The following is a 23,927-nucleotide window of genomic DNA, read 5'->3' on the forward strand; positions in this document are numbered from 1 at the left end:
ACCAGCCGGGCGGGGACGGCACCCGAGGGGGCGGTCGCGGGCCGCGGGCCGTCGGGGCTGCGCGGCTGGACGATGCGCGGCGCGCGGGGGTGGGTCGGCGGGGCGCCGCGTGTGTGGTCCGGCGGATCAGATGGTCGCGGCGTCGATCACGAACCGGAACCGGACGTCACCGGACAGCACCCGCCGGTACGCCTCGTTGATCTGGTCCGCGCGGATCAGCTCGATCTCCGCGGTGATGCCGTGCTCGCCGCAGAAGTCCAGCATCTCCTGGGTCGCCGGGAGCCCGCCGATCATCGAACCGGCCAGCGAGCGGCGGCCGTTGAGCAGCGCATGGGCGTTCACCGTCACCGGCTTCTCCGGCGCGCCGACCTGCACCATGACGCCGTCGGTGCGCAGCAGGCCGAGGTAGGCGCTCAGGTCGAGGTCGGCGGAGACGGTGTTGACGATCAGGTCGAAGCTGCCCGCCAGCTCGGTGAAGGTCGCCGGGTCGGAGGTCGCCCGGTAGTGGTCGGCGCCGAGCTTCAGCCCGTCCTCCCGCTTGCGCAGCGACTGGCTCAGCACGGTGACCTCCGCGCCCATGGCGTGGGCGATCTTCACCCCCATGTGCCCGAGCCCGCCGAGGCCGACGACGGCCACCTTGCGGCCGGGGCCCGCGCCCCAGTGCGCGAGCGGCGAGTACAGCGTGACGCCGGCGCAGAGCAGCGGCGCGGCGGCGTCCAGCGGCAGGTTGTCGGGGATCCGCAGCGCGTACGCCTCGTCGACGACCAGCTCCGAGGAGTAGCCGCCGTACGTCGGCAGGCCGTCCTTGCCCGTGCTGTTGTAGGTGAAGACGGTGCCGCCGAGGCCGGTGCAGTACTGCTGGAGGCCGGCCCGGCAGTTGTCGCACTCCCGGCAGGAGTCGACGAAGCAGCCGACGCCGACCCGGTCGCCGACCCGCCAGCGGGTCACCCCGGGGCCGACCTCGCTGACCACACCGGCGATCTCGTGCCCCGGGACCATCGGGAAGATCCCGGTGCCCCAGTCCTCGCCGACCTGGTGGATGTCGGAGTGGCAGATGCCGGAGAAGCGGATGTCGATCACGATGTCCTGCTCGCCGACCGCCCGGCGGGTCACGGTGGTCCGCTCCAGCGGGGCGTCGGGCTCGGCCGCCGCGTAGGCGGCGACGGTGCGGGTGGTGAGGTGGGTCTCCGAGCCGTTCGTGGCGGTGTCCGCCGTCGTGCCCGTCGTGTTCGTGGTGGTCGGGTCGGTCGTCGTGTTCGTCATGCCCCCAGAGTGCGGCGGCGCGAGGGGGGCAACCAGACCAAGGATCATCGTAGGAACCCCGCACCTAGGAACCCCGCACCTAGGACCCCCGGACGTACGACCCCGGAACGTACGCACGGCAGTGTCACCCTCGCCCGCCCCCGGGCACGCCCCCCGGCCCGCATACTGCACACATGGACCAGCGCACCGAACTCAGCGAGTTCCTCCGATCCCGCCGCGCCCGGCTGCGGCCCGAGGACGTGGGCCTGCCGGACACCACCACCCGGCGCCGGGTGCCCGGACTGCGCCGCGAGGAGCTGGCCCAGCTGGCCGGAGTCAGCACCGCCTACTACACCCGGCTCGAACAGGGCCACGGCGAGAACGTCTCCGCCGCCGTCCTCGACGCCATCGCCCGCGTCCTGCGGCTCGGCCCCGCCGAACGCGAGCACCTCGGCCGGCTCACCAAGCCCGCCCGTCGCCGCGCCGGCCGGGCCGCCGCCCGCCGGCAGCGGGTCCGCCCCGCCCTCCAGCAGCTGATGGACGCGATGGACGGCGTGCCCGCGTACGTCCTCGGGCGGCGGCTCGACATCATCGGCTGGAACCGGCTCGGCACCGCCCTGCTCGGCGACTTCGCCGCCATGCCGCCCGAGCAGCGCAACATGGCCTGGCACGTCTTCCTCGACCCGGCGGCCGCCGAGCTGTACCAGGACTGGGAGGGCAAGGCGAGCGACGTGGTCGGGATGCTGCGCCTCGACGCCGGACGCGACCCGGACGACCCCCAGCTCGCCGCACTGATCGGCGAACTCTCCGTCAAGAGCGCCGACTTCCGCCGTCTGTGGGCCGCTCACGGCATCCAGGACAAGGGGCACGGCACCAAGCAGCTGCACCACCCGGTGGTCGGCGGGCTCAGCCTCCAGTACGAGGCGCTGCGCCCGGCCGGCGACGCCGACCAGGTGCTGATCACCTACCACGCCGAGCCCGGCACCACCTCGGCCGAGTCCCTGCGGCTGCTGGCCAGTTGGGCCGCCACCGAGTTCCTCCCCGAGCCGGGCGAGACCTCCCGCGCCGAGCCGACCAGGTAGCGGCGCCCCGGCCCGCCTCGGCCCCGCGTCGGTGGCGCCGTCCCGGGCCCCGGCCCCCTGGCCCTGTCCCCGGCCCCCTGGCCGGAACGGCCGGAACGGGCCGATGGTCCCGCGGCCGCCCGGGGCCATCGGCCCTTCTGCCGCCCGGCCACCCCGCAGTTGACTGGGCGGGTCATGGACATCACCAACAGCACCGCCGCCACCACCACCGCCACCGCCGAGTACGACCGGCTGATCGCCCGCCACCACGCCATGCGGCTGCGGCGCCAACTCCTCACCCCGGCCGCTCCGTCGGGGCCCGACACCGGGGGCGGAGGGTACGACGGCGCGGCCGACCAGCTGCTGATCCGGCGGGGCCTCGGCCTGGTCGCGCCGCTCGCCGACCTGATCGACCACCTCTACGGCGTCATGTTCCGCCGCCGCCCGTTCCTGCGCCCGCTCTTCCCCGCCTCGATGGAGTTCCAGCAGGCCCACCTGGAGCGGATCTTCCGCCACCTGATCGACCACCTCGACCGGCCCGCCGAACTCGACCAGACGCTCCGTCAACTCGGCCGCGACCACCGGAAACTGGGTGTCCGGCCGGTCCACTACGAGGCCTTCGAGGAGGCCCTGTGCGCGGCGATCCGGCACCGGGCCGGCGCGGACCGGACGGAGGAGCTCGAGGCGGCGTGGACCAGGATGCTGCGCTTCGCCGTCGGCGCGATGACCGCCGGCGCCGAGTCCGCGCTCACCGAACCCCCGTACTGGCACGCCGTGGTGACGGGCCACGAGCGCCGCCGGCCCGACCTCGCCGTGCTGCGGGTGCGCACCGGCGAGCCCTACCCGTACCGGGCCGGGCAGTACGGCACCGTCGAGCACCCGCTGCTCCCGCACACCTGGCGCCAGTACTCGATGGGCTGCGCGCCCCGGGCCGACAACGAGCTGGAGTTCCACGTCCGCCGCACCGGCCCCGGCGGGGTCAGCGCCGCCCTGGTCGAGCGCACCGCCGTCGGCGACCGGCTGCGGCTCGGCCCGCCGCGCGGCACCCTGCTCCCCGAGGACGACACCCGGGACCTCCTGCTCGTCGCGGGCGGCAGCGGCCTCGCGCCGATGAAGGCCATCATCGAGCAGCAGGCCGTCCACCGCCCGCCCGGCCGCCGCGTCCACCTCTTCGTCGGCGCCCGCGACCGCGGCGACCTCTACGACTGGTCGGCACTGGCCGAACTCGGCCTGCACAAGACCTGGTTGGCCCTCACGCCGATCACCGCCGGCCGCCTCGCCGAGGCCGTCACCACGGCCGGTGACTGGCGCGACCACCTCGCCTGCCTCAGCGGCCCGACCGGCATGGTCGGCTCCGTCCGCTCCGAACTGCTCGCCGCCGGCCTGCCCCCGGCCCGGGTGCGCCACGACCAGGTGTTGGTGGGGGCCCGCCCGGCCGGCTGGTGAGGTTCAGCCGAAGGCGGCCCCGCCGCCGGGGCGGCAGGGGGTCGCGGCCGGCCGCCGTGGTCTACCGGTGGCAGTAGGAGTCCGAGGAGGCGTCGCCGCCCGCGAGGTGGGTCTGGTGGACGCGCAGGCCGCGGAAGTCCGCGCCGTGCGGGAAGAACCGTTCGTCGACGGAGAGCCCGCCGGTCTCGGGGTCGGCGTCCAGCTTGACCATCCAGGGCTCGATGCCGTCCGGGTAGAACTGGTCGTCCCAGGCGCCGTACAAGGAGTTGGTCAGGTAGAGGCGCCGGCCGTCGCGGCTGATCTCGACCATCTGCGGGGCGCCGCTCAGCGGGCGGCCCGGATCGGCCGGGTGCGGGGTGCGCGCGGTGATGCCGCCGAGGCGCACCGAGGCGGCGAGCCGGGGGTGGAACGGGTCCGAGACGTCGTACTGGAACAACTCGCCGGTGCCCCAGGCGGAGACGTACAGCCAGCGGTCGTCCACCGACAGGTTGATGTCGGTGACCAGCGGCGGCACCGCGCCGAACGGCTGCAACGCGGGCGGCAGGTCCTCGGCCTTGGCCGGCTCGGCCGGGATCTCGATCACCTTGCGGGCGGTGAACGCCGGGCCCTGGCGATACCAGAGCCACACCGAGGCGGAGAGGTCCTCGACGTTGGTCACCACCCCGGCGAAGCCCCACTCGGCCTGCGGATCGTGTGCCGGGCGCAGCTCCAGCACCATCTGGTACTGGTCGCCGAGGTCGACCCGCTGCAGGTGGCGGCCGGAGTCCAGCTCCCAGAAGTGCAGCGCGTGCCCGTACTTGCGGCCCAGCAGCAGCTCCGGCACCACGCCGGCCTCGACCATCCACGGCGTGCCCCACTCGCTGGTCACGCCCACGTTCGTCCCCAGGTGCCACCAGACGTCGTAGGCGAGGTGCTGCGGCCCGCGCTCCGTCTCCCACGCCCGCAGCACGTCGAAGGTGGTGTGGTCGAGCAGTGCCACCCCGCCGGGCCCGTCGGTGCCCTCCGCCCCGCCCAGGCAGGACAGGAACACGCCGTCGGGCCCGCAGTGCAGCGTGTGCGGGCGCGAGTACCCGGCTCTGGACGCCAGCTCCGCCGCCTCGACGGTCTTCACCAGGCGCGGCCGCACCGGGTCGGGCCGGGTGTCCATCACGTGCAGCCGCGAGGAGCGCAGGCCCGGCAGCAGCAGGTAGCGCCGCTCCGGGTTCCGGTGGCAGGCGTGCGCCAGCGCGCTCGAGCAGGCGTTCCAGCCGAAGTGGTGCAACTCGTCGCCCAGCGTCGGCAGTTCGGCGAAGTTCAGGACCGTCCCGTAGCCCACCGAGGCCGGGTCGGTGTCGACGGTGAGCAGCGCGTCCGGCCGCCGCCCCGACCGGTCGAACCCGGCGACGTACGCCAGCGTCTCCGGCGGCGCGGCGATCGCCTCCGCCGCGGAACGGTACAGCGACGGATCGGTGTGCCCGCCCTGCGGGCCCTGACCGTGCGGCATCCCGGACTCCTCAACTCGCCCTGCTGGTACACGGACTGTGTCCTGCGTCCGGGAAGCGTTCCACAGGTCCACCGGCGCACAGCAGGCGCACGGGGAGCGGGCGGGAGGTGCGGGAGCGGGCGGCGGATCAGCGGAGCATCTTGATGTCCGCGAGCTCCAGTTGGACGTCGAACTCGGGCCCGTCGACCTGGGCGTGGAAGGAGAGTTCGCCGAGGAGGGTGACGGAGACCTCCACCATGTGCTCGTTCACCTCGTTCACCTCGTCCAGGATCGTGAGGCCGTCCTCGAGGAACACGTCCGCCTTGTGGAGGAACGCTTCCAGGGTGAGCTCGGCGGTCACCTTGACCTCGCCCACGACGGTGCCACCGTCGTAGGTCTCCACGGGATACCAGTCGATCGTCGAATCCTTGGGTTCCAGGAAGGAGATCGTGGCCTCGGTGGCGCCCGGAAGTTCCGGGACGGACGGACCGCCCTCGTCGTTGAACTCGATCGATCCGCCCGCGAGGTCCTCGCAGGCCCGCGTCACGGCTCGTCGCAGCGCCTCCTCCAGAGAGGCCGGATCCGATTCCTCGACCGGTACCCGAAGGACCAGATCGACATGGGGCTGGGAGCCCCCACCGGCCAGGCCGACGCGGGGAGAGATGTTGAAGAGCGACCGGTCCCTCGCGCCTCCGGACTGGTCGAGAACGATCGTGACGGTCAAGGGGGAGGAGAACCTCCTGGTCATGATGATGTCCACGGGGGAGAGCCCGCGACGACGGCGCACGGTCCTCACGTCGATCGGGATGTGGAAGGCCCCACCGACCTCCGAGCACGCGAGGTCCGATTCGTTGTCGCCGTTCCGGATCAGCGCGACGTTCTGAGCCAGGGCGTCGCGGAGGTCGGATTCCAGCGTCTCCTGCAACGCGGGGGCATACCCGTCCGGGCCTTGCGCGATGTAGTCGTGGGCGAAGCCGATCAGGGTCCGGAGGATCCGGCGGACGTCGTCGTGGGAGTGTGCCGGGTATTCGGTTTCCAGGAAGGTCTGCAGGGTGGAGCAGACCTCGTCGAAGACCTCACGGACGTGCGGTTCGAGGTAGCCCGGCGCCTGCCGGTTGCGCAGGATGGCGAGCGGCGGTGTGCCGGGGCGGGCGCTGGTGTACCACCAGTTTCCCGACTTACGGGTGAGGAACTCACGACTGATGTGGGACAGGTCGAGCATCTCGGTGGCGTCTTCTAGCCCTTGAGAGCCAGCCTGGAAGAGACAATCGGCGATTCTCGCCAGCGCTGTCGTGCCATCGCTGGCCTCAGCGATCATTATCTCGGCACCTGGATGACGTGTCATACCCGTCAGATCGAACGTCGCAGGCCCGACTTGGTCGCCTCCGCACAGGTCCATCAGCAGCACCACGTGGCCGGCCGTTGCTCGCATGAGGATCTCCGTCAAACGCCGGAGGGGAAGGCGTGAGTCGTCGCCCAGGATCAGATAGGTCTCGGTGCCGATGAGTACGCAGCGTCCGGCAACGTATACCAGCAGTGCGTCGGTCGCTTGGTTGCAGGCTGTTCGGATGGCATTGAGGGTCTCATGCTGTGAGCTCACGTCCAGCAGGACGTGGCACTGTTCGGGGTTGAGGCCCCAGCTGTTCGAGGAACACAGCAGGGTCGCCAGATCGGCCACGGTGTCCGGGACACACGACAGCGCGGGCGACGTGGCCGTGTCCGACACACCGATGAGCAGGGCCGCGCTCCGCTGCGGGTCCGGGAACACCGGCGCCGGCCCCGCGTCCGCCGACGCCGAGTCGTCCGGAGCCTCGGGCAGCGCCTCCGCCTCCGGCGCGCGCCGCGGCCGGCTCCCGTCCAGCAGTGCCAGCAGTTCCGCCGAGGCGGTCGCGAAGGGCCGGAGCTCCGGGGGCAGCGACGCCGTGTCGGCCACGGCGACGGCGGCCAGCCCGTTCCCCGCCCGGGGCCGGCGGGCGGCGACGTGCCGGGTGAGGGCGGCGTGGACGGTCCAGGCGTCGTGGCGGGTGAGGAGCGGGGCTAGGGCGGCGCGGGCGGCTGCACGGAAGGTGAGCACGGTCGGTCCGTCCGCGACGGTCCGGGTGTCGACGAGTCCGCTGGTCAGGAGTTCGGCGAGGTCGCCGACGGTGGCGTCGGGTACGGCCTCCTGGCGGATGAGCTGGAGCAGCGGGAGGCTGAGGCTGCTGAACGGGCTGCTGAGGCAGGCGAGCCGTTTGGCGGCCGGCGAGGCCGTGTGCAGGAAGGCGGCCACGTTCGGGGTGTCGTCGGGGCGTCGTGGGGCGTGCGCGGCGAACGGGGAGCGGAGGACCCCGGAGGCGGGGACGAGGACGGCGTCGTGGCCTGCGGGTGCGCCGCGCATGACGGCGTCGGCCCAGCGGCGCAGCGAGTGGGGGGTGAGCGCGAGGGTCGGCAGCGGGGTCCAGCCGGGGTCCGTGCCGGAGGGAGCTGCGCCGGAGGGAGCTGCGCCGAGGGGGCCCGGGCCGAAGAGGGCGCTGGTCATCAGGGGCAGTTCGTAGCGCAGGTCGGTGTTGCGGGCGGCGGGTCCGTCCTGCCGCACGCGGACCGCCGGCAGGTCGAGGGCCGTGCGGCTCCAGAGACGGCCGGGCAGCGGGTTGAGCAGGACGACCGGGGTGGTGGAGCCCCAGGTGCGCAGCAGCTGCCACACGGCGGGTTCGCGCCAGCCCGGCGCGGTGCAGTCGGAGAGGACGACGAGCAGCCGTCGGCCGCCCGGCGCCGTGACGCGTCCGCGGCCGACGGCGCGGCCCCGGCCGTCCGTGATCGTCGGCTCGCCGTCGACGGAGAGCCGCAGGCGGCGGACGCCCCGGAACGCGCCGATTCCGGCGAGCAGGGTGTCCAGCTCGTCGACGGTGTCGCGCCAGACGTCCATCGTCGGGTGGGTGTCGACCAGGATGACGACGTCGAACCACGCCTCCGGGACGGGCCCGAAGACGGGTGCGAGTTCGCCGCCCCTGGTGTACTCGCGCAGCGTCGCGTCGATGTCCAGGGCGCGGCGGGCGCCCCGTGGGTAGCGGCGCTTGAACGGCCTCAGGGCGCGGGCGAGTTCGAGGGAGCGGGGCAGCGCCCGCCCGGCTGCCACCTGGATGCTCCGACCGGGTGCCGGTCCGGCGGGCAGGTCCTCGTACAGCGGGACACCGGTGTCGTCAGCGACGTCGTCGGGCCGGCCCTGCGGTGCCGGGAGGCCCGGACCCGTGCCCGGGTCGTGACCGGATGACACCTGGGCGGCGTCGCGCGGTGACGGCCCGGACGCGGGCTCCCCGGCCCGGTCGTCCGCCCCGCGCCCCTCGGCGGCGGCGAGCCAGAGCAGGTCGGCCACCGTCGTCGCGTCCGTGTCCGGGGGCAGCGCCCGGCTGAGGGCCGCGACGAGCCGGGCGACGTCCTCACGCACTGGAGAGGTCCCTCAGCATCAGGTCCAGGAGGTGCCGCAGCTGCTCCCCGGACGGTGCCTTCCGGTCGGTGACGAGGCGGACGGCGTTGAGCAGCTGGTCCACCGCGAGGCTGTCCCCGCGGGCGAGGCGTTCGGCGAACGCCGTGATGAGGTCGGCCGCGGGGCCGGGGGCCGACACGGCGAGCCCGAGGTGGGACTCGACGGCCCGGCGCAGCGTGTCGGCTGTCGGGGTCGGCATGTCGTAGCGGATGCAGCGGCGCAGGAAGGGCGCGGGGAGGTCGCGGTCCCCGTTGCTGGTCATGACGATGAACGGGAAGACGGTGCACTGCACCTTTCCGCGTTCGATCAGGTGCGTGGTCGGTCCGTCCCACTCCCGTACCCGCACCTCGCGCTGCGGGTGCCGGACGAGCTCGGGGATCTCGAACCGCCCGCTCTCCAGGACGTCGAGCAGGTCGGCCGGCAGGTCGAGGTCGCTCTTGTCGATCTCGTCGATCAGCAGGGCCCGGGGCCGGTCACCGGGGAGGAGAGCGGTGCCGAGCGGGCCGAGCTGGAGGAACGGGGCGATGTCGGCCTGTCCGGAGTGCCGGGCGAGGCGGGCGACCCGGCTGCGCCGTCCGCCGTTGCCGCCGGAGTGGGCCTGCTGCAGCCGGAGGGCGTGGATGTGGCCGAGCGCGTCGTAGCGGCAGAGGGCGTCGGGCAGGGTGCTGCGGGAGGTGATGTGCCACCGGAGGACGGGGCCCAGCCGCAGCTCGGCCGCGACCTGTTCGATGACGGTCGACTTGCCGGTGCCGGTGTTCCCGGTGATGAGCAGCGGCCGGTGCAGGTACAGGGCGGCGTTGACGGCGTCGGTGAGGCCCTCGGGCGGCAGGAAGGCCCGGGGCCGGTCGCCGGGAGTGAAGCTGCGCCAGGGCGGTGGGGGCGCGAGCGTGACGTCCCGTGGCTCGCCGTCGCCGCGGTAGTAGGTGTTCCAGGACATCAGGTGCTCCTCGGGGCGGCGGGCGGGGCGGGCGGGGCGAGCGGGCGGGGTGGGGCGGCCGTGACGGTGTGTTGCGGGTAGCGACCGCAGAAGTCGAGCCAGTCGGTGTCGTGCCAGGCGGTGCGGAGGTCGGCCAGGCGGTCGAGGTGCGGGTCGGTCTCCTCGCCCGTGTCGCCGTCGTCCAGCCAGCGGCGCCGGTAGGCCTCGCCGAAGCCGTCGGGCAGGGTCTCCCAGAGGCGGTGGAGGCAGGCCCGCCCGGGGTCGGCGTGCTTGCCGTCCGTGTCGGGCCAGATCAGGATCGGGGTGTAGGGGAGGAACAGGGCGAGCAGCTCCCGGAGTCGGGGTGCAGCCGGGCGTCCGGCGATCCCGACGGCCCGCTGGTACCGGCCGGCCGCCAGGTGTCTCCCCAGCCGGTCGGGGGTGACGTCGGCAGGGTCCACCCAGTCGACCGGAGCGTCCTGGTCGAGTGCCTCCCGGCCGAGCTTCTCCAGCTGCTCACGGGCGAACTCGTTGATCCCGGCGAGGTGGTGCGGGACGACGAGCCGCCCCGCCCAGCGGAGCGTCACGGTGCGGGTGACCCCGAGGAGGCGGAGTCCGACCGCGGCCTGCTCGGGGCGCCAGTCCAGCAGGACCGGGGCGGGTGCGACGAGGTCGATGTCCCGGACGCGCTCGCCGGGCGGCAGCAGCCGTTCGGCCCAGGAGATGACGGCGGGCAGGGCCTGCTCGACGCCCGCGCGGTCGGGCTCGCACGGGAAGGTCTCGTGGTGCGTGCAGTCCGGGCCGCTCCGGAGGCAGACGGACAGCGAGTCCGGCCAGTCGACCCGGGCCGCGTGCAGGCTGATGACCAGGCGCCGCGCCCGTTCGCCCGCGCCGCGTTCGGCGTGCGTCGAGCGGGCGTCGTTCAGGGCGATCTCGGCGCCCAGCCGGCCGGACCAGCGCGCCACCCGGTCGTCCCCGGTGTCGAAGCCGCACTCTTCGGCCGCGGCGACGACGTACCAGGCCAGTGCCCGGTGGGTGGTGTCGGCGTCGGTGGTCGGTGTCCGCAGGGCCGCGTGTTCGAGGAGGTACTGGAGCAGCGGCCGGCCGGTGAGCGATGCGGGCGGCCGGACGGGCTCGGCGAGCCGGTGGCCCCACTGGCGGTTGAACGCGGCGGCCAGGCCGCGCAGCAGCGGGGTGGTGAGGGCGGAGCCGGCCAGCTCGACGATGAGGCTGCCGGTGTCCATCGCCGCCAGCACGCCCTCGGCCACCTCGGTGGCCCAGCGGCCGGCCGGGTCGTCGGTCTCCGCGGCGCGGCGGACGAGGTCGAGGAGGGCCGGGCGGGTCCAGACGGACGGCGTCGCGGGGGCGCCGGGCCACGTGGCCAGTGCCCGGGCGAGGTCCGTGACACCGGTCGGTCCGACGCCGCCGGCGGAGGAGGCGGCGGGCGCCTGGGGCGACGCCCCGCGCCCGGTGTTGAGCGCGAGCCACAGCGGACCGGCGGCGTCGGACTCGCCGTCGTACTCGAACGACCTGACGTCCTGCTTTCTGAGCTCCGGGGCGATCGCGAGTTTGACGTCCGCGGGCCGGAGGAACGCGCCGCTGCCGGACAGTCCCTGGGCCAGGGTCGAGCCCAGCGATCGGCTGAAGTCGAGGTCGTAGGCCCTCTGCTGCGCGCCGCAGGCCATCAGGACGGCGAGGCGTTTCCTCCCCGCGCCGAATCCCCCCGCCAGGGCCGCGGTGTCGGGCAGGGCGGCTCCCGCGTGGCAGGTGTCGAGGAGGGCGATGACCCCCGCGACCCCGTCGTGGTCGGAGGCCAGGGAGAGGAGGGCCGCCACGTCCACCGACCGGTCGGCGCGGCCGTCCTCGCTGTCGGAGGCCATGTACAGGAGCCTGCCTCCGGACTGCGGCGACTGGCCGTGCCCGAGCATGGCGATGACGAGCGTGGCCCGGGCGTCCCCCGCCGCGCGGACGGCGGCCTTCACGGCGTCCTCGATCTCGTCCGAGCGCACCGACCCCGACCGCAGGTGGGCGTGGTCGGCGGCGGGGCTGGGCGTGCAGGCTCCGATCGCGGGGTCGGTGAGCACCCGGAACAGGTCCTCGGCGGCCGTCTCCAGGCGCGTCAGCTTCTGTTCCGCCGCGTCCGACTGGGTCGCTATCAGCAGGAGGTGACGGTCCGGGGCAGGCGGCGGGCTCACGGCCGGTCCGGGGTCGCGAGCGCCTCCATCACCGGCCGCGCGACCTCCGGGCGCCGGAGGTACGTGGTGGCGCCGTGCGACCAGAGCGTGGCGGAGTCGAGGAGGTGCGGGACGGGGAGCACCCCGGCCGTGTTCGGCTTGACCAGCTTCGCCAGCGTGCGGCGCGGGACGACGACGTCGTCGCCGTCCCAGAAGTCGGCCCAGGCGCCCACCGACTCCGGGGTCGCCGGCGGCTGCGGGACCAGCCGCGGCCAGACGAGCCCGCGCGTGCCGATGGGCGAGCCGATGGTGACGAAGAGCCGGACCGGTCCGTCGTACTCGGCGAGTGCCTCCAGCGCGACCACGGTGCCGAGGGAGTGCGCGACGACGATCGCGGGCCGGGTGGGGTCGAGCTGCCGGTGCACGCGGTCGCGGATCCGCTGGTCCAGCGTCCGTCCGGTGGCGTCCGGCTCCGCCCGTCGCAGGTAGCGGCCGGGCTGGGACAGCACCTGCAGCAGCCGCGCGGCGCTGAGCCGCTGGGTGCCCCGGCGGAGACCGGGGACGGCGGCGACGGCTGCGACAACGCTGCCGAGGTGGCGGCCCGCGGCACCGACGCCCTGGCCCTGGCCGTCCGGGCGGACCTGTGCGCGCACCCGGGCGAGGCGCGGGTCTCCCCGGTGTTCGGGCCGTTCGGCCAGCTCGTCCAGGAAGTCGCCGAGCAGGTCCAGGATCAGCTCCGCCTGCTCCTCGTCGAAGGTGTCCGGGGCGCCGGTGCCCTGCGCCTCGCCGGTGTCGAAGAGGTCCCCGTAGGAGGCGAAGGCGCTGTCGGCGGACCAGTCCATGGTGAGTGCCGAGATCTCCGGGGCGAATCCGGCCTGCCGCGCGCCGTCGGCCAACGCGCGCTTCCACTCGGCGAGTTCCTGCTGAGGGTCGCGGGGGCCTCCGATGCCGTGCACGAACACCAGCCGGGGCTTCCCCTGGTCCGCGTTCACCGTCGTCCGTCCCCCCGTGCCGTCCGTACCCCGTGCCCGTACCGGCACGCCCGGCCGGCGGTGACCCGCCCTCGGCCCGCCGGCGGAACGGGGCTCAACCGTACCAACTCCGCCGGAGCCGGAGAGCGCCCGTCGGCCAGGAGGGCGGGGTGCCCGCGCGCGAACGTTCCGCTCCGCCGCCGCACTGCTCCCCGCGGGGCGGGGATCAGTGCGGCGGGCCGGGCTACCGGCCGGTATCGTCGGGCGCGGAACGGTGGAGACCCGCCGGAGCGGCGGGCCGAGCGGAGGACGGGTGCGGCGGCAGATGGAGTTTCGGGAAGACGTCCTGGGTGCCCCCTACGAGGCGGCCGAGCTGACCCTGCGGCCCGACGACGAGGGGCCGGTCTGCGCCACCCTGGTGCGGCGTCGGGTGCCCGGCTCGGAGCGGGCCGTGCTGTACATCCACGGCTACAACGACTACTTCTTCCAGACCAATCTGGCCGACCACTTCGCCGAGCTCGGGTTCTCGTTCTACGCCCTGGACCTGCGCAAGTACGGCCGCTCGCTGCGCCCCCACCAGTCGCCGAACTTCGTGCGCGACCTCGCCGAGTACGACGAGGAGATCGACGAGGCGGTGCGGATCATCCGGGAGGTGGACGGGCACCGGCAGCTGCTGCTGAACGGGCACTCCACCGGCGGGCTGGTCGGCGCGCTGTGGGCGTCCCGGCGCGCCGGGCGCGGGCTGGTGGACGGGCTCTTCCTGAACAGCCCGTTCCTGTCGATGCCGACCGCGCCCGCGGTGCGCACCGTCGGCGGCCCGGCCGTCACGGCGCTCGGACGGCTGGCGCCCACCCGGGTGCTGCCCTCCGCCCTGAACCCGCACTACACCCACAGCCTGCACAAGGACCACCGGGGCGAGTGGGACTTCGACCTCACCCTGAAGTCCCCCAAGGGCTTCCCGCTGTACGCGGGCTGGCTGGCGGCGATCCACCAGGGCCACCGCCGGCTGCGGCACGGCCTGGGCATCGACGTGCCGGTGCTGCTGGCGGCGTCCACCGCCTCGATCTCCACCACCAAGTGGCACAACGCGCTGCACCACGCGGACGGCGTGCTGCGCGCGGACGACATCGCCGCCGAGGGCCCGCGGCTGGGCCGGCACGTCACCGTCGTCCGGATCGAGGGCGGCATGCACGACCTGGTGCTGTCCGGCGAGGCCGCCCGCGCGCAGGTCTTCGCCGAGCTGGACCGCTGGCTCGCCGCCTACCTGGACGTCGTGCCGGCGGCCGGGGCCGCAGCGGCCGCGCCGTCCCGGGCCGGGGCACCGGTGGGGGAGTCGGCGTGACGGACGAGCCCGTCCCGGTCGGCCGGCAGACCGACCTCGGCTTCGCCAAGCTGATGCCGGACATCGACCGGGCGGGCGCCTGGCTGCTCACCCTGGACGGCACCCCGCAGTCCTACGTGGACCTGGCCGACCCCACCCACCTGGAGTTCGAGTACACCCGCCGGCTCGGCCACCTCGCGGACGCGCTGGCCCCGGCCGGCCGCCCGCTGGACGTGCTGCACCTGGGCGGCGGCGCGCTCACCCTGCCCCGCTACCTGGCGGCCACCCGACCCGGCTCCCGGCAGCGGGTGGTGGAGGTGGACGGGCCGCTGCTCGCGCTGGTCGAGGAGCACCTGCCCTGGCAGGCGCCCGGCGCGGACGTCACCGCGACGGTCGGCGACGCCCGGGCCGCCCTCGCCGGGGCCCCGGCCGGCTCGCAGGACCTGGTGATCGCGGACGTCTTCCACGGCTCGCGCACCCCGGCGCACCTGACCTCGGTGGAGTTCGTCCGGCTGGCGGCGGCCGCGCTGCGCCCCGGCGGCTGCTACGCGGCGAACCTCGCGGACGGCCCGCCGCTGGCCTTCGCCCGGGCGCAGGCGGCGACGGTCGCGGCGGTGTTCCCGTACACCTGCCTGGTCGCGGAGGCGCCGGTGCTGCGCGGCCGCCGTTACGGCAACATCCTGCTGGCCGGTTCGACGGCGCCGCTGCCGGTGGCGGAGCTGAGCCGGCTGCTGGCGGGCGACGTCTTCCCGGCCCGGCTCACCGAGGGCGCCGACCTGGCCGCCCTGGTCGGCCGGACGGCGCCGGTGACGGACGCCGAGGCCACCGACTCCCCGCCCCCGCCGGACGGGGCCTTCAGCGTCGGCTGAGCCCGGTCCCGCCGCTACCGGGCCCCGGTTTCGCCGCCGACCCGCGGCCCCACCCGGGCGGCGCGTCGTCCGGCGGCGGTGCGTTCTCCGGCGGCGATGCGCGGGCCGGGTGGCGCGATCGCCGGGCCCGCGGAGCCGGACACTCTGCCGCGCCCTCCGGTACCGCGTGCGGCCGTTCGGTAGTCTGCGGGTGATCCAGTTCCAGCGGCTCCGGCCGGGGATGCCGCCCCGGCGAGTCCACCGCGCCGCGCACCGGTGCCCGACCGAGGGCCGGCCCCCGTGATCCTCGCCGCCCTCGCCGTTCCGGTCCGGTCGCGGCGCCCCGCTGGTCCTGCCGCCGTTGATTCCGCCGCTCCTGAGGAGACCCGCGTGGCCACTGACGAACCGCCCGCGCCGCCGTCGACCGGACTGCTGTCGGTCGACCTGGGCGCCGTGCCCGAGACCGCGCTCTGGACGCTGTACCAGCGTGCCGTCGAGGCCGGCCGCCCGGACGCGGTGCTGCGCGACCCCAAGGCCGTCGAGCTGGTCGGACGGATCGACTACCCCTTCGCCGAGCGGTTCGGCACGAGCGGCAGCCAGGCGCAGCTCCAGGCGCTGCGGGTGGCCTGCTTCGACCGCGAGGTGGCGGACTTCCTGGCGCGGGAGCCGCGCGGCACCGTCGTCTGTCTGGGCGAGGGCCTGGAGACGCAGTACTGGCGGGTCGACAACGGGCGGGCCCGGTGGCTCACCGTGGACCTGCCCGAGTCGGTGGCGCTGCGGGAGGAGCTGCTGCCGCCCGGGCCGCGGCAGCGCTATCTGGCCGCTGACGCCACCGACCTGGGGTGGGCCGACGAGGTGGACCGGGAGCACGGGGTCCTGATCACCGCGCAGGGCCTGCTGATGTACCTCCCGCCCGAGCGGGTGAGGACCCTGATCGCGGGCTGTGCCGAGCGGTTCCCGGGCGGCTCGCTGGTGCTGGACGCGGTGCCGCGCTGGTTCGGCCGGGCCACCCGCAGCGGCCGGATGCGCATGCGCGGCTACCAGGTGCCCCCGATGCCGTGGGCGATGGACGCGGGCGAGCAGGTGAAGCTCGGCACCGCGAGTCCTGCGGTGGCCTCGGTGCGGGAGGTGCGGCCGGTCGGCGGCCGGGGGCTGCTCGGCGTCCTGCTGCCCGTCGCGCTGAGCGTTCCGCCGGTGGCCGCCCGTCGTCCCTCGATCACGGTCCTGGACTTCGCCGAGCGGGCCGGGCGTGCCGGGCGGCCGGGGCGGCTCGGGCGCCCTGAGCGCCCTGAGCTGCCCGAGTGACCTGCGCGCCCGGGGGGCCCTGTGCGCCCTGGGCGACTCCGGGCGTGACCGCTGAGGGGGCCGGCCGCTCCGGCTCGGACGGCCCCCGAACGGTGCCGGTGCCGGTCCCGCGGATCCTGCCCGTCCTTCCGGGGCCCGCGGCGTGCGGATCGGACGGCGGATGGATCGGACGGCGGGTGGATCGGACGGCGAGCGGATCGGACGGCGGGGCGGGATTCAGGCGGGCAGTGCGGCGAGCCAGCCGGTCAGGAGCCGGTTGACCTCGGCGGGCCGCTCCTGCTGGATCCAGTGACCGCAGCCGTCGAGCAGGTGCGAGGAGACCAGGCCGGGCAGAGTGGTGGGGAACGCGTCGATCGCGTCCGCCAGCCACCGGGTGGAGGCGTCCAGGCCGCCGCCGGCGAAGAGGGAGGGCTGGGTGATCGGGGCGCCGTCGAGGTCGGCGAGGTCCGCCCAGTCGCGGTCCATGTTCCGGTAGCGGTTGAGTGCGCCGCTGAGGCCGGTGCGCTCGAACTCCCCGGCGTAGACGTCGAGATCGTCCTCGCCGAGCCAGGAGGGCAGCCGGCCGGCCGGGAACCGGTCGCGCAGCGTGCCGCCCCGGGAGACGAAGTGCGGGTCCGCCTCGTGGGGTGCGGGCATGGTGTCGGCGGACAGCGCCGCGTAGAAGCCGGCGAGCCAGCCGCGCACATCGGGCTCGATCTCGGCCTCGGCCCGTCCGGGCTCCTGGAAGTAGGAGACGTAGAACTCCTGGTCGCCGCCCATTCCGGCGAACACCTCGCTGGGCCGCGGCCCGCCGCGCGGGGTGTACGGCACGCTGAGCATCCCCACCGCCCGGAAGACGTCCGGTCGCTTCAGCGCCGAGTCGGCGGCGATCGTGGCTCCCCAGTCGTGCCCGACGATCACCGCCGACCGCTCGCCCAGGGCCTGCACCACGGCGACGTTGTCCTCCACCAGGTCCAGCATCCGGTACGCGTCCACGGCCTCGGGCCTGGAGGAACGGCCGTACCCCCGCACGTCGATCGCCACCGCCCGGTACCCGGCACCGGCCAGCGCCGGAAGCTGGTGCCGCCAGGAGTACCAGGACTCGGGGAAGCCGTGGACGAGCAGCACCAGCGGGCCCGTGCCCTGTTCCACCAGGTGGATCCGGCCCGCCGGGGTGGGGACCGATCGGTGTACGGGGCCTGCGGTGACGTGCTGAGGCATGGGCCCTCCAAGGGGTGTCGACCGTCCCGCGCCGGGTCGGAGCAGGAGCAGCAGTCGGAGAAGGAGAGGGAGCAGGAGCAGGAGCAGGAGCAGGAGCAGGAGTCGGTCCGTCGTGGTCCGGTCCGGCGGGCTCCGATCCTGTCCCGCGCGTCGCGACCGCAGCCAGCGTTGTTGCCGTTTCGGCAAAGCGGGAGCCGGTCACACCCCTCCGTGCGGGGGCGGCCGTCCGTGGTCGCACCGCGCTTTGCCTATTCTTGGGATTCGCGGCACCGTACCGGAACCACGGCCACCCGCCGTACGTCGTAAGACCAGGTGCGGACCAGGCGATCGGCGGGGGGAACGGGCCCCTCCGGCGCGTTACCCTGCCCTGAGGGGGAGCGGCCTGGGGCCGCGACGGACGACTACCGGGACGGGCGCGCCGCTGAGGGCCGCGCCCGTCCCGGCCTGCCACGGAGGTACTGGCCTTGCACATCGACGCCTGGATCGAGAGCGTCCCACCGGGCGCGGTGTACGCCCTCGTCGGCCTGATCATCGGGCTCGAGTCGCTGGGCATCCCGCTGCCCGGCGAGATCGCGCTGGTGACGGCGGCCCTGATGTCGGTCAAGGGCGTGGTGAGCCCGTGGGGCGTCGCGGGCGTCGCGATCGCGGGCGCGATCATCGGCGACTCGATCGGCTACTCGATCGGACGCAAGGGCGGCAAGCCGCTGTTCGAGAAGCTCGGGAGAAAGTTCCCGAAGCACTTCGGGCCCTCGCACCTGGCCACCGCCGAGCGCTCGTTCCAGAAGTGGGGCATGTGGGCGGTCTTCTTCGGCCGGTTCATCGCCCTGCTGCGCATCTTCGCGGGGCCGCTCGCGGGCGCTCTGAAGATGCCGTACTGGAAGTTCCTGATCGCCAACGTGCTGGGCGGCGTGGTCTGGGCCGGCGGTACGACGCTGCTCGTCTACAAGGTCGGCAAGAGCATCGAGCCGTGGCTGGCCCGGTTCTCCTGGGCGGGCCTGGCCGCGGCCCTGGTGATCGGAGCGCTCTCGGCGTGGATCATGAAGCGCCGGGCCGCGAAGACCCACGCGAAGATCGAGGCCGAGGAGGCCGCCGCGGCCGCCGCGGCAGCCGGTGCCGCGAAGGCGCCGGTCGCGGACTGACGCACTGACGGGCCGTCCGCGGCGGCCACGGAGGGGTGTCGGGCCCCCGGAGTAGCATCGGCGGGGTACCTGTCGATCATGCACACCCAGGAGGGCCCGATGACCCAGCCGACGTGGGACGCCGTGGACGCGTACTTCTCCGAGCAGCTGGTCGGCCACGACCCGGCGCTCGAGGCCGCGGAGGCCGCCGCCGACGCCGCCGGGCTGCCGCACATCTCGGTGGCCCCCAACCAGGGCAAGCTGCTGCACCTGCTGGCGCTGACGCAGGGCGCGCGCCGGATCCTGGAGGTCGGCACCCTCGGCGGCTACAGCGCGATCTGGCTGGCCCGGGCACTGCCCGCCGACGGCACCCTGATCACCCTGGAGATCGACCCGAAGCACGCCGAGGTCGCCCGCGGCAACCTCGCGCACGCCGGGCTGGACAAGGTCGCCGAGGTGCGGCTCGGCCGGGCCGCCGACTCGCTCGCCGCACTGGTGCAGGACGGCACCGAGCCCTTCGACCTGGTGTTCATCGACGCCGACAAGCCCAGCAACCCCGAGTACTTCCGCCGGGCCCTGGAGCTCACCCGCCCCGGCTCGCTGATCATCGTCGACAACGTGGTGCGCGGCGGGGCGATCGCCGACGCCGACAGCACCGACCCCGCCGTGGTCGGCACCCGGGCGCTGCACGACCTGATCGCCGCCGAGCCGCGGGTGACGGCGACGTCCGTGCAGACCGTCGGCAGCAAGGGCTACGACGGCTTCACGCTGGCCCGCGTACAGGGCTGAGCCCCGGCGCGCCCGGGGGCCCGGGCGCCCCGCTCAACCCCTTCGCGCCACCTCGCATCACCTCGAACCACCCCGCATCAGCTCGCATCACCCTGAACCACCTCGCACCATCGCACCACGCAGGAACGGAGACACCGTGCGGATCGGACTGCTGGGCGCAGGCCCCTGGGCGGAGCGGGTCCACGCACCCGTCCTCGCCGAACACCCCGGCTTCGAGTTCACCGGCGTCTGGGCCCGCCGGCCCGAGGCGGCCACGGCCCTCGGCGGGGCGTACGCCGTCCGCGGGTACACGGACCTCGACGAGCTGCTGGCCGAGGTGGACGCGGTCTCCATCGCGCTGCCCCCGGCCGTCCAGCCCGGCCTCGCCGTGCGGGCCGCCGAAGCCGGCTGCCACCTGCTGCTCGACAAGCCCGTCGCACTGACCGTGCCGGACGCCCGCGCCGTCGCCGAGGCGGTGCGGGCCCACGGGGTCGCCTCGGTGGTCTTCTTCACCGTCCGCTTCGGCGGCGAGCAGATGCCCTGGATCGAACGGCAGGCGGAGCTCGGCGGCTGGTTCACCGGCCGCTCCGACTGGCTCGGCTCGGTGTTCGCCCCCGGCAGCTCCAGCCCGTACGCCTCCTCGCCGTGGCGCCGGGAGAAGGGCGCGCTGTGGGACGTCGGCCCGCACGCGCTGTCCGTGCTGCTCCCGGTGCTCGGCGACGCGACGCGGGTGACGGCCGCCGCCGGGCCGCTGGACACCGTCCACCTGGTCGTCCGGCACGCCGCCGGCGCGTCCAGCACCCTCGCCCTCAGCCTCACCGCGCCGGTCGCGGCCGGCGGCACCGGCATGGAACTGCGCGGCGAGCACGGTGTCGCCCAGCTCCCCGAACGCGGCGAGGGGCCGGTCGCGGCGCTCCACCGCGCCCTGGACGCCCTGCACACCTCGGCGGCCACCGCCCGGCCGCACCCATGCGACGCCGACTTCGGTCTGCGCGTCGTCGAGATCCTCGCCGCCGCCGAGCAGTCGCTGGCGACCGGCGCCCCGGTCGAGGTCTAGGTTCTGTCCGGGGGCCGGGCGGGCGGGCCGGGCGCGGCCTACGGACGGGCGCGCCGAAAACCGGTGGCGGCGGCGCGCGGCCCGTTGTTAGCGTGAGGCCGCTCCACCGTCGTCCCGTTCGTCCTCGTCAGGGCCGTGAGCCCACCGGAAAGGGTGTCTTGATGTCCCGGATCGCGCCGAGCGCGCCTCGCCGCACCGCGTAGCCGGTCCGCACGGACCGGTCGGGGCCGCTCGGCCTGCTCTTGCTGCCATCGCACATCTCCAGCAAGGAGCACCCCGGGTGTCCAGCACCACCAATGCCCTCAAGGCCTTCAAGACCGACACGTTCACCTGCACCTGGTGCGGGCTGACGGTCTCCACCCACGCCGCCGACGGCACGCGGCGCAACCACTGCCCGTCCTGCCTGCATTCCCGGCACGTCCTCGACCAGGTCGAGGGCGGCCCGAGCGAGTGCCACGGCCGGATGTCGCCGATCGCCATCGCGGTGCTGCGCACCGGCGACTGGATGGTCGTGCACCGCTGCGTGCGCTGCGACGAGCTGACGTCCAATCCGGTCTGCCCGGACGACAACCAGCTCGTCCTGATGCGGATGGCCGTCCGGCCGCTCGCCCAACCGCCCTTCCCGCTCGAAGCGTTCGGCACCCTCTGAACGGCCGCGCGAGGAGGGAGGAAGCGCCGAGCATGCCACGACGAAAGAACGAGCACGACGGCGGGCAGCGCCGTTCACGCCGCCGCCCGCAGCGGCACAAGGACGTCCTGCACGCCAGGGACGTGCTGCGCGCGAGGGGCGGGCACCGGGCGAACGACTTCCGGTGCGTCGGCTGCCGGCTGGACGTCCCGCTGGACGCCCCCGGCACCGCGCACCGCAACCACTGCCCGAACTGCCTGGTCAGCCTGCACGTCGACCGGAGGGTCCCGGGTGACCGGGCCGCCGACTGCCGGGGCCGGATGGCGGCGCTGAGCATGTCCGCCCGGCCGGACGGCGAATGGCTGATCATCCACCAGTGCCTGTCCTGCGGCGAGTTGAGCGCCAACCGGATCGCCGGCGACGACAACCCGCTGGCCCTGGTCCGGCTGGTGCTCAGACCGCTGCGGGACAGCCGGATGGCCGGCCGGGCCCTGCTCCGCCTCTAGCCCGGCGGACCGCCCCGGTGCCCGGACCCGCCCCCGTGCGGCTCCGGGCCCCGGGCGCATTGTCCGGCCTCACGGTGGCGGCACCATCTGAGCCGTGGCATCCAGGTTGTGTACGGGGCCGCTCTCCTCGTACGACACCGGTACGGCGCCGGCAAGTTCCGCCACGGCCTTCCTGAGGGCCGGCGACGTCGCACCCTCCCTGGTCGTGGTGACCGTGATCCCGGAAGCGTCCGGGAGCAGGGCCGCGGTATGGACCGGGAAGGGCAGCGAGCCGGCCTGTGCCGCGTTGCCGATCTTCTGGAGGACGGGGTCGACGGTCGCCCGGGAGAAGGCGGCGTGCCGGATCTCCGTGCGTTGCGTCTCGATGCCCGGGTGTGCCTTGCTCGCGGCCGCGACGAGTTCCTTCGCCCGTGGTTCGTCCGTCGCGAACAGCACGACCCGGCCGGCCGCCGGATCCAGCTTGAGCGCGCCGAAGGTGTCCTTGAACCCGGCGCGGCCCTGCTCCCCGAGCGCGGACGCCAGATCCTGCAGCGCCGTGAGCGCGAGCGCGTCCACGTGCTCCGAAGGTGAGGAGAGCGCGGGTCCTTGGGTGCCTCCGACGTTCCTTTCGTTCGCGGGAGGTGGCGAACCGCTCTCCTGCGACGTCGAGTTCGGCCTGCGTGTCGTCGAGACCTTCGCCGTCGCCGAACAGCCCACCGCCGGCGGAGCCCCAGTCGATGCCTCGGAACGGTATGACGGCGCGGGCGGGCTCCCTCCTGGGGAGCCCGCCCGCGCCGTCGGGGGTGGTCGGGGTCAGTCGCGGCGGTGGAGGACGGCCGTCTCGAAGTCGGTGAAGGCGCACTCCTCCTGCCACTGGGCCTGGGCCTTGGGGCTGGCGGCGAGCAGGGCGTCGCAGGCCGGGCCCGGGTGGGCGGCGCCGAGGGTCTCGCCGGCGCACTCGGGTGCCGGGCGGAAGCCGTCGCGGTCCTGCCAGAGGCTGCGGCCGGGCAGGAAGGCGTACTCGAGGGAGGTGCGGGCCAGGTCCTTCAGGTCGCGGTAGCCCAGCTGGTAGCGGGTGGTCGCCTTCCGGTACTCCTCGGTGATGTCGCCGCGCGAGACGCCCGGGTCGTCGGTGGCCAGCGCGGTCGGGACGCCGTTGCGCCGGTACAGCGGGAACGGGTGGTCCGGCCCGGAGACCTGCAGGATCTGCTCGTTGCTGGTCAGCGGCACCTCGATCAGGGTGTGGCGCTGCGCCAGCGTCCTCAGGAGGTCGGCCGAGTCGTCCTCGTGGACGACGTCGACGCCGTGGCCGACGCGCTCGGCGTGGCCCGTCAGCACGGCCTCGCGGATGTGGAAGCGGAGGTCCTCGGGCTTGACCAGGCCGGGGACCAACTCGCCGGCGTGGAGGGTGATGTGGGCCTTCGGGTAGAGCGGGTGCAGGTAGTCCAGCATCTGCATCTGCAGGGTGTAGTTCTCCAGCGAGGCCGGGTAGTCCTCCGGCTGGACGAGGTTGACGGCGACGAACCGGTCGTCCTGGCTGGCGAGTTCCATGCCCAGCAGCAGTTGGGTGAAGACCCGGGCGGGAGTGGAGGCCCGGGAGGCCTGGGAGATGATCCGGACGGTCACGGCGCAGCCGGGCGCCGGGTGGCCGCCGCCGCAGCCGGCCGTCGCCTGGTACTCGGCGAACATCGCGTCGGCGTCCGCGCGGGCCTGGGCGACGAGTCGGGCGATGCCGTCGTCGGCGAGGAGCTTGGCGCGCAGCGCGGCGAGGTCCGGGTCGAAGCCGACCTTGGCGGCGAGCGCGGCCGCCCCGCCGGAGGCCGGGGTGATCATCGTCTCCAGGTACTCCTGGTGCTGGTCGGCCATGGTGTCGGTGACCTCGGCGAGCATTCGGCCCGGGTGGCGCCAGCTGGCCTCGCCGAACTTGCCGAAGGTGGCGAAGAAGTGGTCGTGCCCGGACTCGGCGCCGGGTACGAAGTCCTGCATGGACCAGGCGCGGATGACGTCCTGGCGGAACGCGGGGTCGGAGAGGGCGTCGGAGGCCGGACGGGCACCGGGGGCGCAGGGCGCCTCCTGGGCCGTGAGGGTGGCGTCGATGCACAGGCCGTCGTCGGCGGCCAGCTGGATCAGCAGCTCGGTGGAGACCGCGCCGGAGAGGTGGTTGTGCAGGTCGCCGCCCTTGGGCAGCTCGTGCAGGAAGGCCCGCAGGGCCTCGGGCCGGTCGCGGATCCGGTCGAGGAGGGCGGAGACCCGGGCTTCCGGGCCGTGGGCGGCGGTGGCGGGGGACTGCGGCAGCGCGTGGGCCTGGGCGGGGAGCAGGGGGAGGAGGAGGGCGGCGCAGGCGGCGACGGCGGCGGCGCTGGTTCGGCGTAGAGAGAGGGACATGGCCGTATGGTCGTCGCGGCCGCTCCCGGGGGCGGGCTGCCGACGCCGTGTCAGGCGGCGTTCACCCGGACAGGCGG

At 74.5% G+C, this 23,927-nt stretch carries 19 protein-coding genes; 10 read left to right on the top strand and 9 right to left on the bottom strand.

The window, feature by feature from the left end:
* Positions 1–126 precede the first annotated feature (126 nt).
* On the bottom strand, positions 127–1,263 hold the full coding sequence (locus AB0N04_RS34765; RefSeq protein WP_360220278.1) for an NAD(P)-dependent alcohol dehydrogenase: 1,137 nt from the start codon (positions 1,261–1,263) through the stop codon (positions 127–129).
* Between the two features lie 173 nt (positions 1,264–1,436).
* On the opposite strand from AB0N04_RS34765, the gene AB0N04_RS34770 reads away from it, so the two are divergent.
* Positions 1,437–2,324 carry a helix-turn-helix transcriptional regulator gene (locus AB0N04_RS34770; RefSeq protein ID WP_360220281.1) on the top strand — a complete coding sequence of 296 codons (888 nt, stop codon included), beginning with the start codon at positions 1,437–1,439 and terminating at the stop codon, positions 2,322–2,324.
* A gap of 174 nt (positions 2,325–2,498) precedes the next feature.
* Entirely contained in the window at positions 2,499–3,749 is a 1,251-nt protein-coding gene (locus AB0N04_RS34775; RefSeq protein ID WP_360220284.1) for a globin domain-containing protein, read from the top strand.
* A gap of 61 nt (positions 3,750–3,810) precedes the next feature.
* Here AB0N04_RS34775 and AB0N04_RS34780 read toward each other — a convergent pair whose 3' ends face one another.
* From AB0N04_RS34780 to AB0N04_RS34800, 5 genes are all read right to left on the bottom strand, one after another.
* The gene (locus tag AB0N04_RS34780; protein WP_360220287.1) at positions 3,811–5,232 is read right to left on the bottom strand and encodes a selenium-binding protein SBP56-related protein; all 1,422 of its coding nucleotides are present in this window, start codon (positions 5,230–5,232) and stop codon (positions 3,811–3,813) included.
* A 127-nt stretch (positions 5,233–5,359) separates the two neighbouring features.
* Positions 5,360–8,635, bottom strand: coding sequence for an SAV_2336 N-terminal domain-related protein (locus AB0N04_RS34785; protein WP_360220290.1), 3,276 nt, complete (start codon positions 8,633–8,635; stop codon positions 5,360–5,362).
* Positions 8,628–9,611 carry an AAA family ATPase gene (locus AB0N04_RS34790; RefSeq protein WP_360220293.1) on the bottom strand — a complete coding sequence of 328 codons (984 nt, stop codon included), beginning with the start codon at positions 9,609–9,611 and terminating at the stop codon, positions 8,628–8,630. The genes AB0N04_RS34785 and AB0N04_RS34790 overlap by 8 nt, the downstream gene beginning before the upstream one ends.
* Positions 9,611–11,785, bottom strand: coding sequence for a hypothetical protein (locus AB0N04_RS34795; protein ID WP_360220296.1), 2,175 nt, complete (start codon positions 11,783–11,785; stop codon positions 9,611–9,613). The genes AB0N04_RS34790 and AB0N04_RS34795 overlap by 1 nt, the downstream gene beginning before the upstream one ends.
* Positions 11,782–12,756, bottom strand: coding sequence for a hypothetical protein (locus tag AB0N04_RS34800; protein ID WP_360220298.1), 975 nt, complete (start codon positions 12,754–12,756; stop codon positions 11,782–11,784). Before AB0N04_RS34800 ends, AB0N04_RS34795 begins: the two co-directional genes overlap by 4 nt.
* Positions 12,757–13,060: 304 nt before the next feature.
* Here AB0N04_RS34800 and AB0N04_RS34805 point away from each other — a divergent pair, with 304 nt between their 5' ends.
* The 3 genes from AB0N04_RS34805 to AB0N04_RS34815 all read left to right on the top strand — a co-directional run bounded on the left by AB0N04_RS34805 (position 13,061) and on the right by AB0N04_RS34815 (position 16,209).
* Complete coding sequence (locus tag AB0N04_RS34805; RefSeq protein ID WP_360220301.1) at positions 13,061–14,077, top strand: alpha/beta hydrolase; 1,017 nt, start codon at positions 13,061–13,063, stop codon at positions 14,075–14,077.
* Positions 14,078–14,130: 53 nt separating this feature from the next.
* Entirely contained in the window at positions 14,131–14,925 is a 795-nt protein-coding gene (locus tag AB0N04_RS34810; RefSeq protein ID WP_360220374.1) for a fused MFS/spermidine synthase, read from the top strand.
* Between the two features lie 369 nt (positions 14,926–15,294).
* Positions 15,295–16,209 carry a class I SAM-dependent methyltransferase gene (locus tag AB0N04_RS34815; RefSeq protein ID WP_360220304.1) on the top strand — a complete coding sequence of 305 codons (915 nt, stop codon included), beginning with the start codon at positions 15,295–15,297 and terminating at the stop codon, positions 16,207–16,209.
* Between the two features lie 216 nt (positions 16,210–16,425).
* Here AB0N04_RS34815 and AB0N04_RS34820 read toward each other — a convergent pair whose 3' ends face one another.
* The gene (locus AB0N04_RS34820) at positions 16,426–17,409 is read right to left on the bottom strand and encodes an alpha/beta hydrolase (protein ID WP_360220307.1); all 984 of its coding nucleotides are present in this window, start codon (positions 17,407–17,409) and stop codon (positions 16,426–16,428) included.
* A gap of 464 nt (positions 17,410–17,873) precedes the next feature.
* Between AB0N04_RS34820 and AB0N04_RS34825 the strand changes: the two genes are divergently transcribed.
* The 5 genes from AB0N04_RS34825 (at position 17,874) to AB0N04_RS34845 (ending at position 21,486) form a co-directional block, all read left to right on the top strand.
* A complete protein-coding gene (locus tag AB0N04_RS34825) occupies positions 17,874–18,548 on the top strand; it encodes a DedA family protein (RefSeq protein WP_360220310.1) in 675 nt (224 codons plus the stop codon).
* A 99-nt stretch (positions 18,549–18,647) separates the two neighbouring features.
* Entirely contained in the window at positions 18,648–19,316 is a 669-nt protein-coding gene (locus tag AB0N04_RS34830) for an O-methyltransferase (RefSeq protein ID WP_360220313.1), read from the top strand.
* Positions 19,317–19,452: 136 nt separating this feature from the next.
* Positions 19,453–20,352: a Gfo/Idh/MocA family oxidoreductase gene (locus tag AB0N04_RS34835; RefSeq protein ID WP_360220316.1), complete on the top strand. Its 900-nt coding sequence runs from the start codon at positions 19,453–19,455 to the stop codon at positions 20,350–20,352.
* 280 nt (positions 20,353–20,632) lie between these two features.
* The gene (locus AB0N04_RS34840) at positions 20,633–21,001 is read left to right on the top strand and encodes an RNHCP domain-containing protein (RefSeq protein WP_360220319.1); all 369 of its coding nucleotides are present in this window, start codon (positions 20,633–20,635) and stop codon (positions 20,999–21,001) included.
* A gap of 32 nt (positions 21,002–21,033) precedes the next feature.
* Entirely contained in the window at positions 21,034–21,486 is a 453-nt protein-coding gene (locus AB0N04_RS34845) for an RNHCP domain-containing protein (protein ID WP_360220322.1), read from the top strand.
* A 69-nt stretch (positions 21,487–21,555) separates the two neighbouring features.
* On the opposite strand, the gene AB0N04_RS34850 is transcribed toward AB0N04_RS34845, so the two are convergent.
* Both AB0N04_RS34850 and AB0N04_RS34855 read right to left on the bottom strand, forming a co-directional pair.
* Positions 21,556–22,041 (bottom strand): hypothetical protein, encoded by a 486-nt coding sequence (locus tag AB0N04_RS34850; RefSeq protein WP_360220325.1) that lies wholly within the window; start codon positions 22,039–22,041, stop codon positions 21,556–21,558.
* Positions 22,042–22,278: 237 nt separating this feature from the next.
* Positions 22,279–23,850 (bottom strand): adenosine deaminase, encoded by a 1,572-nt coding sequence (locus AB0N04_RS34855; protein ID WP_360220327.1) that lies wholly within the window; start codon positions 23,848–23,850, stop codon positions 22,279–22,281.
* Between the last annotated feature and the right edge of the window lie 77 nt (positions 23,851–23,927).

This window comes from Kitasatospora sp. NPDC051702, from assembly GCF_040681575.1.
GTDB lineage: Bacteria > Actinomycetota > Actinomycetes > Streptomycetales > Streptomycetaceae > Kitasatospora.

Excerpts from the sequence above, each read along its gene's own strand:
- AB0N04_RS34780 (WP_360220287.1), bottom strand. The coding sequence starts at position 5,232 with ATGCCGCACGGTCAGGGCCCGCAGGGCGGGCACACCGATCCGTCGCTG.
- AB0N04_RS34790 (WP_360220293.1), bottom strand. The coding sequence starts at position 9,611 with ATGTCCTGGAACACCTACTACCGCGGCGACGGCGAGCCACGGGACGTC.
- AB0N04_RS34775 (WP_360220284.1), top strand. The coding sequence starts at position 2,499 with ATGGACATCACCAACAGCACCGCCGCCACCACCACCGCCACCGCCGAG.
- AB0N04_RS34845 (WP_360220322.1), top strand. The coding sequence starts at position 21,034 with ATGCCACGACGAAAGAACGAGCACGACGGCGGGCAGCGCCGTTCACGC.
- AB0N04_RS34805 (WP_360220301.1), top strand. The coding sequence starts at position 13,061 with ATGGAGTTTCGGGAAGACGTCCTGGGTGCCCCCTACGAGGCGGCCGAG.
- AB0N04_RS34810 (WP_360220374.1), top strand. The coding sequence starts at position 14,131 with ATGCCGGACATCGACCGGGCGGGCGCCTGGCTGCTCACCCTGGACGGC.
- AB0N04_RS34830 (WP_360220313.1), top strand. The coding sequence starts at position 18,648 with ATGACCCAGCCGACGTGGGACGCCGTGGACGCGTACTTCTCCGAGCAG.
- AB0N04_RS34770 (WP_360220281.1), top strand. The coding sequence starts at position 1,437 with ATGGACCAGCGCACCGAACTCAGCGAGTTCCTCCGATCCCGCCGCGCC.
- AB0N04_RS34820 (WP_360220307.1), bottom strand. The coding sequence starts at position 17,409 with ATGCCTCAGCACGTCACCGCAGGCCCCGTACACCGATCGGTCCCCACC.
- AB0N04_RS34855 (WP_360220327.1), bottom strand. The coding sequence starts at position 23,850 with ATGTCCCTCTCTCTACGCCGAACCAGCGCCGCCGCCGTCGCCGCCTGC.
- AB0N04_RS34765 (WP_360220278.1), bottom strand. The coding sequence starts at position 1,263 with ATGACGAACACGACGACCGACCCGACCACCACGAACACGACGGGCACG.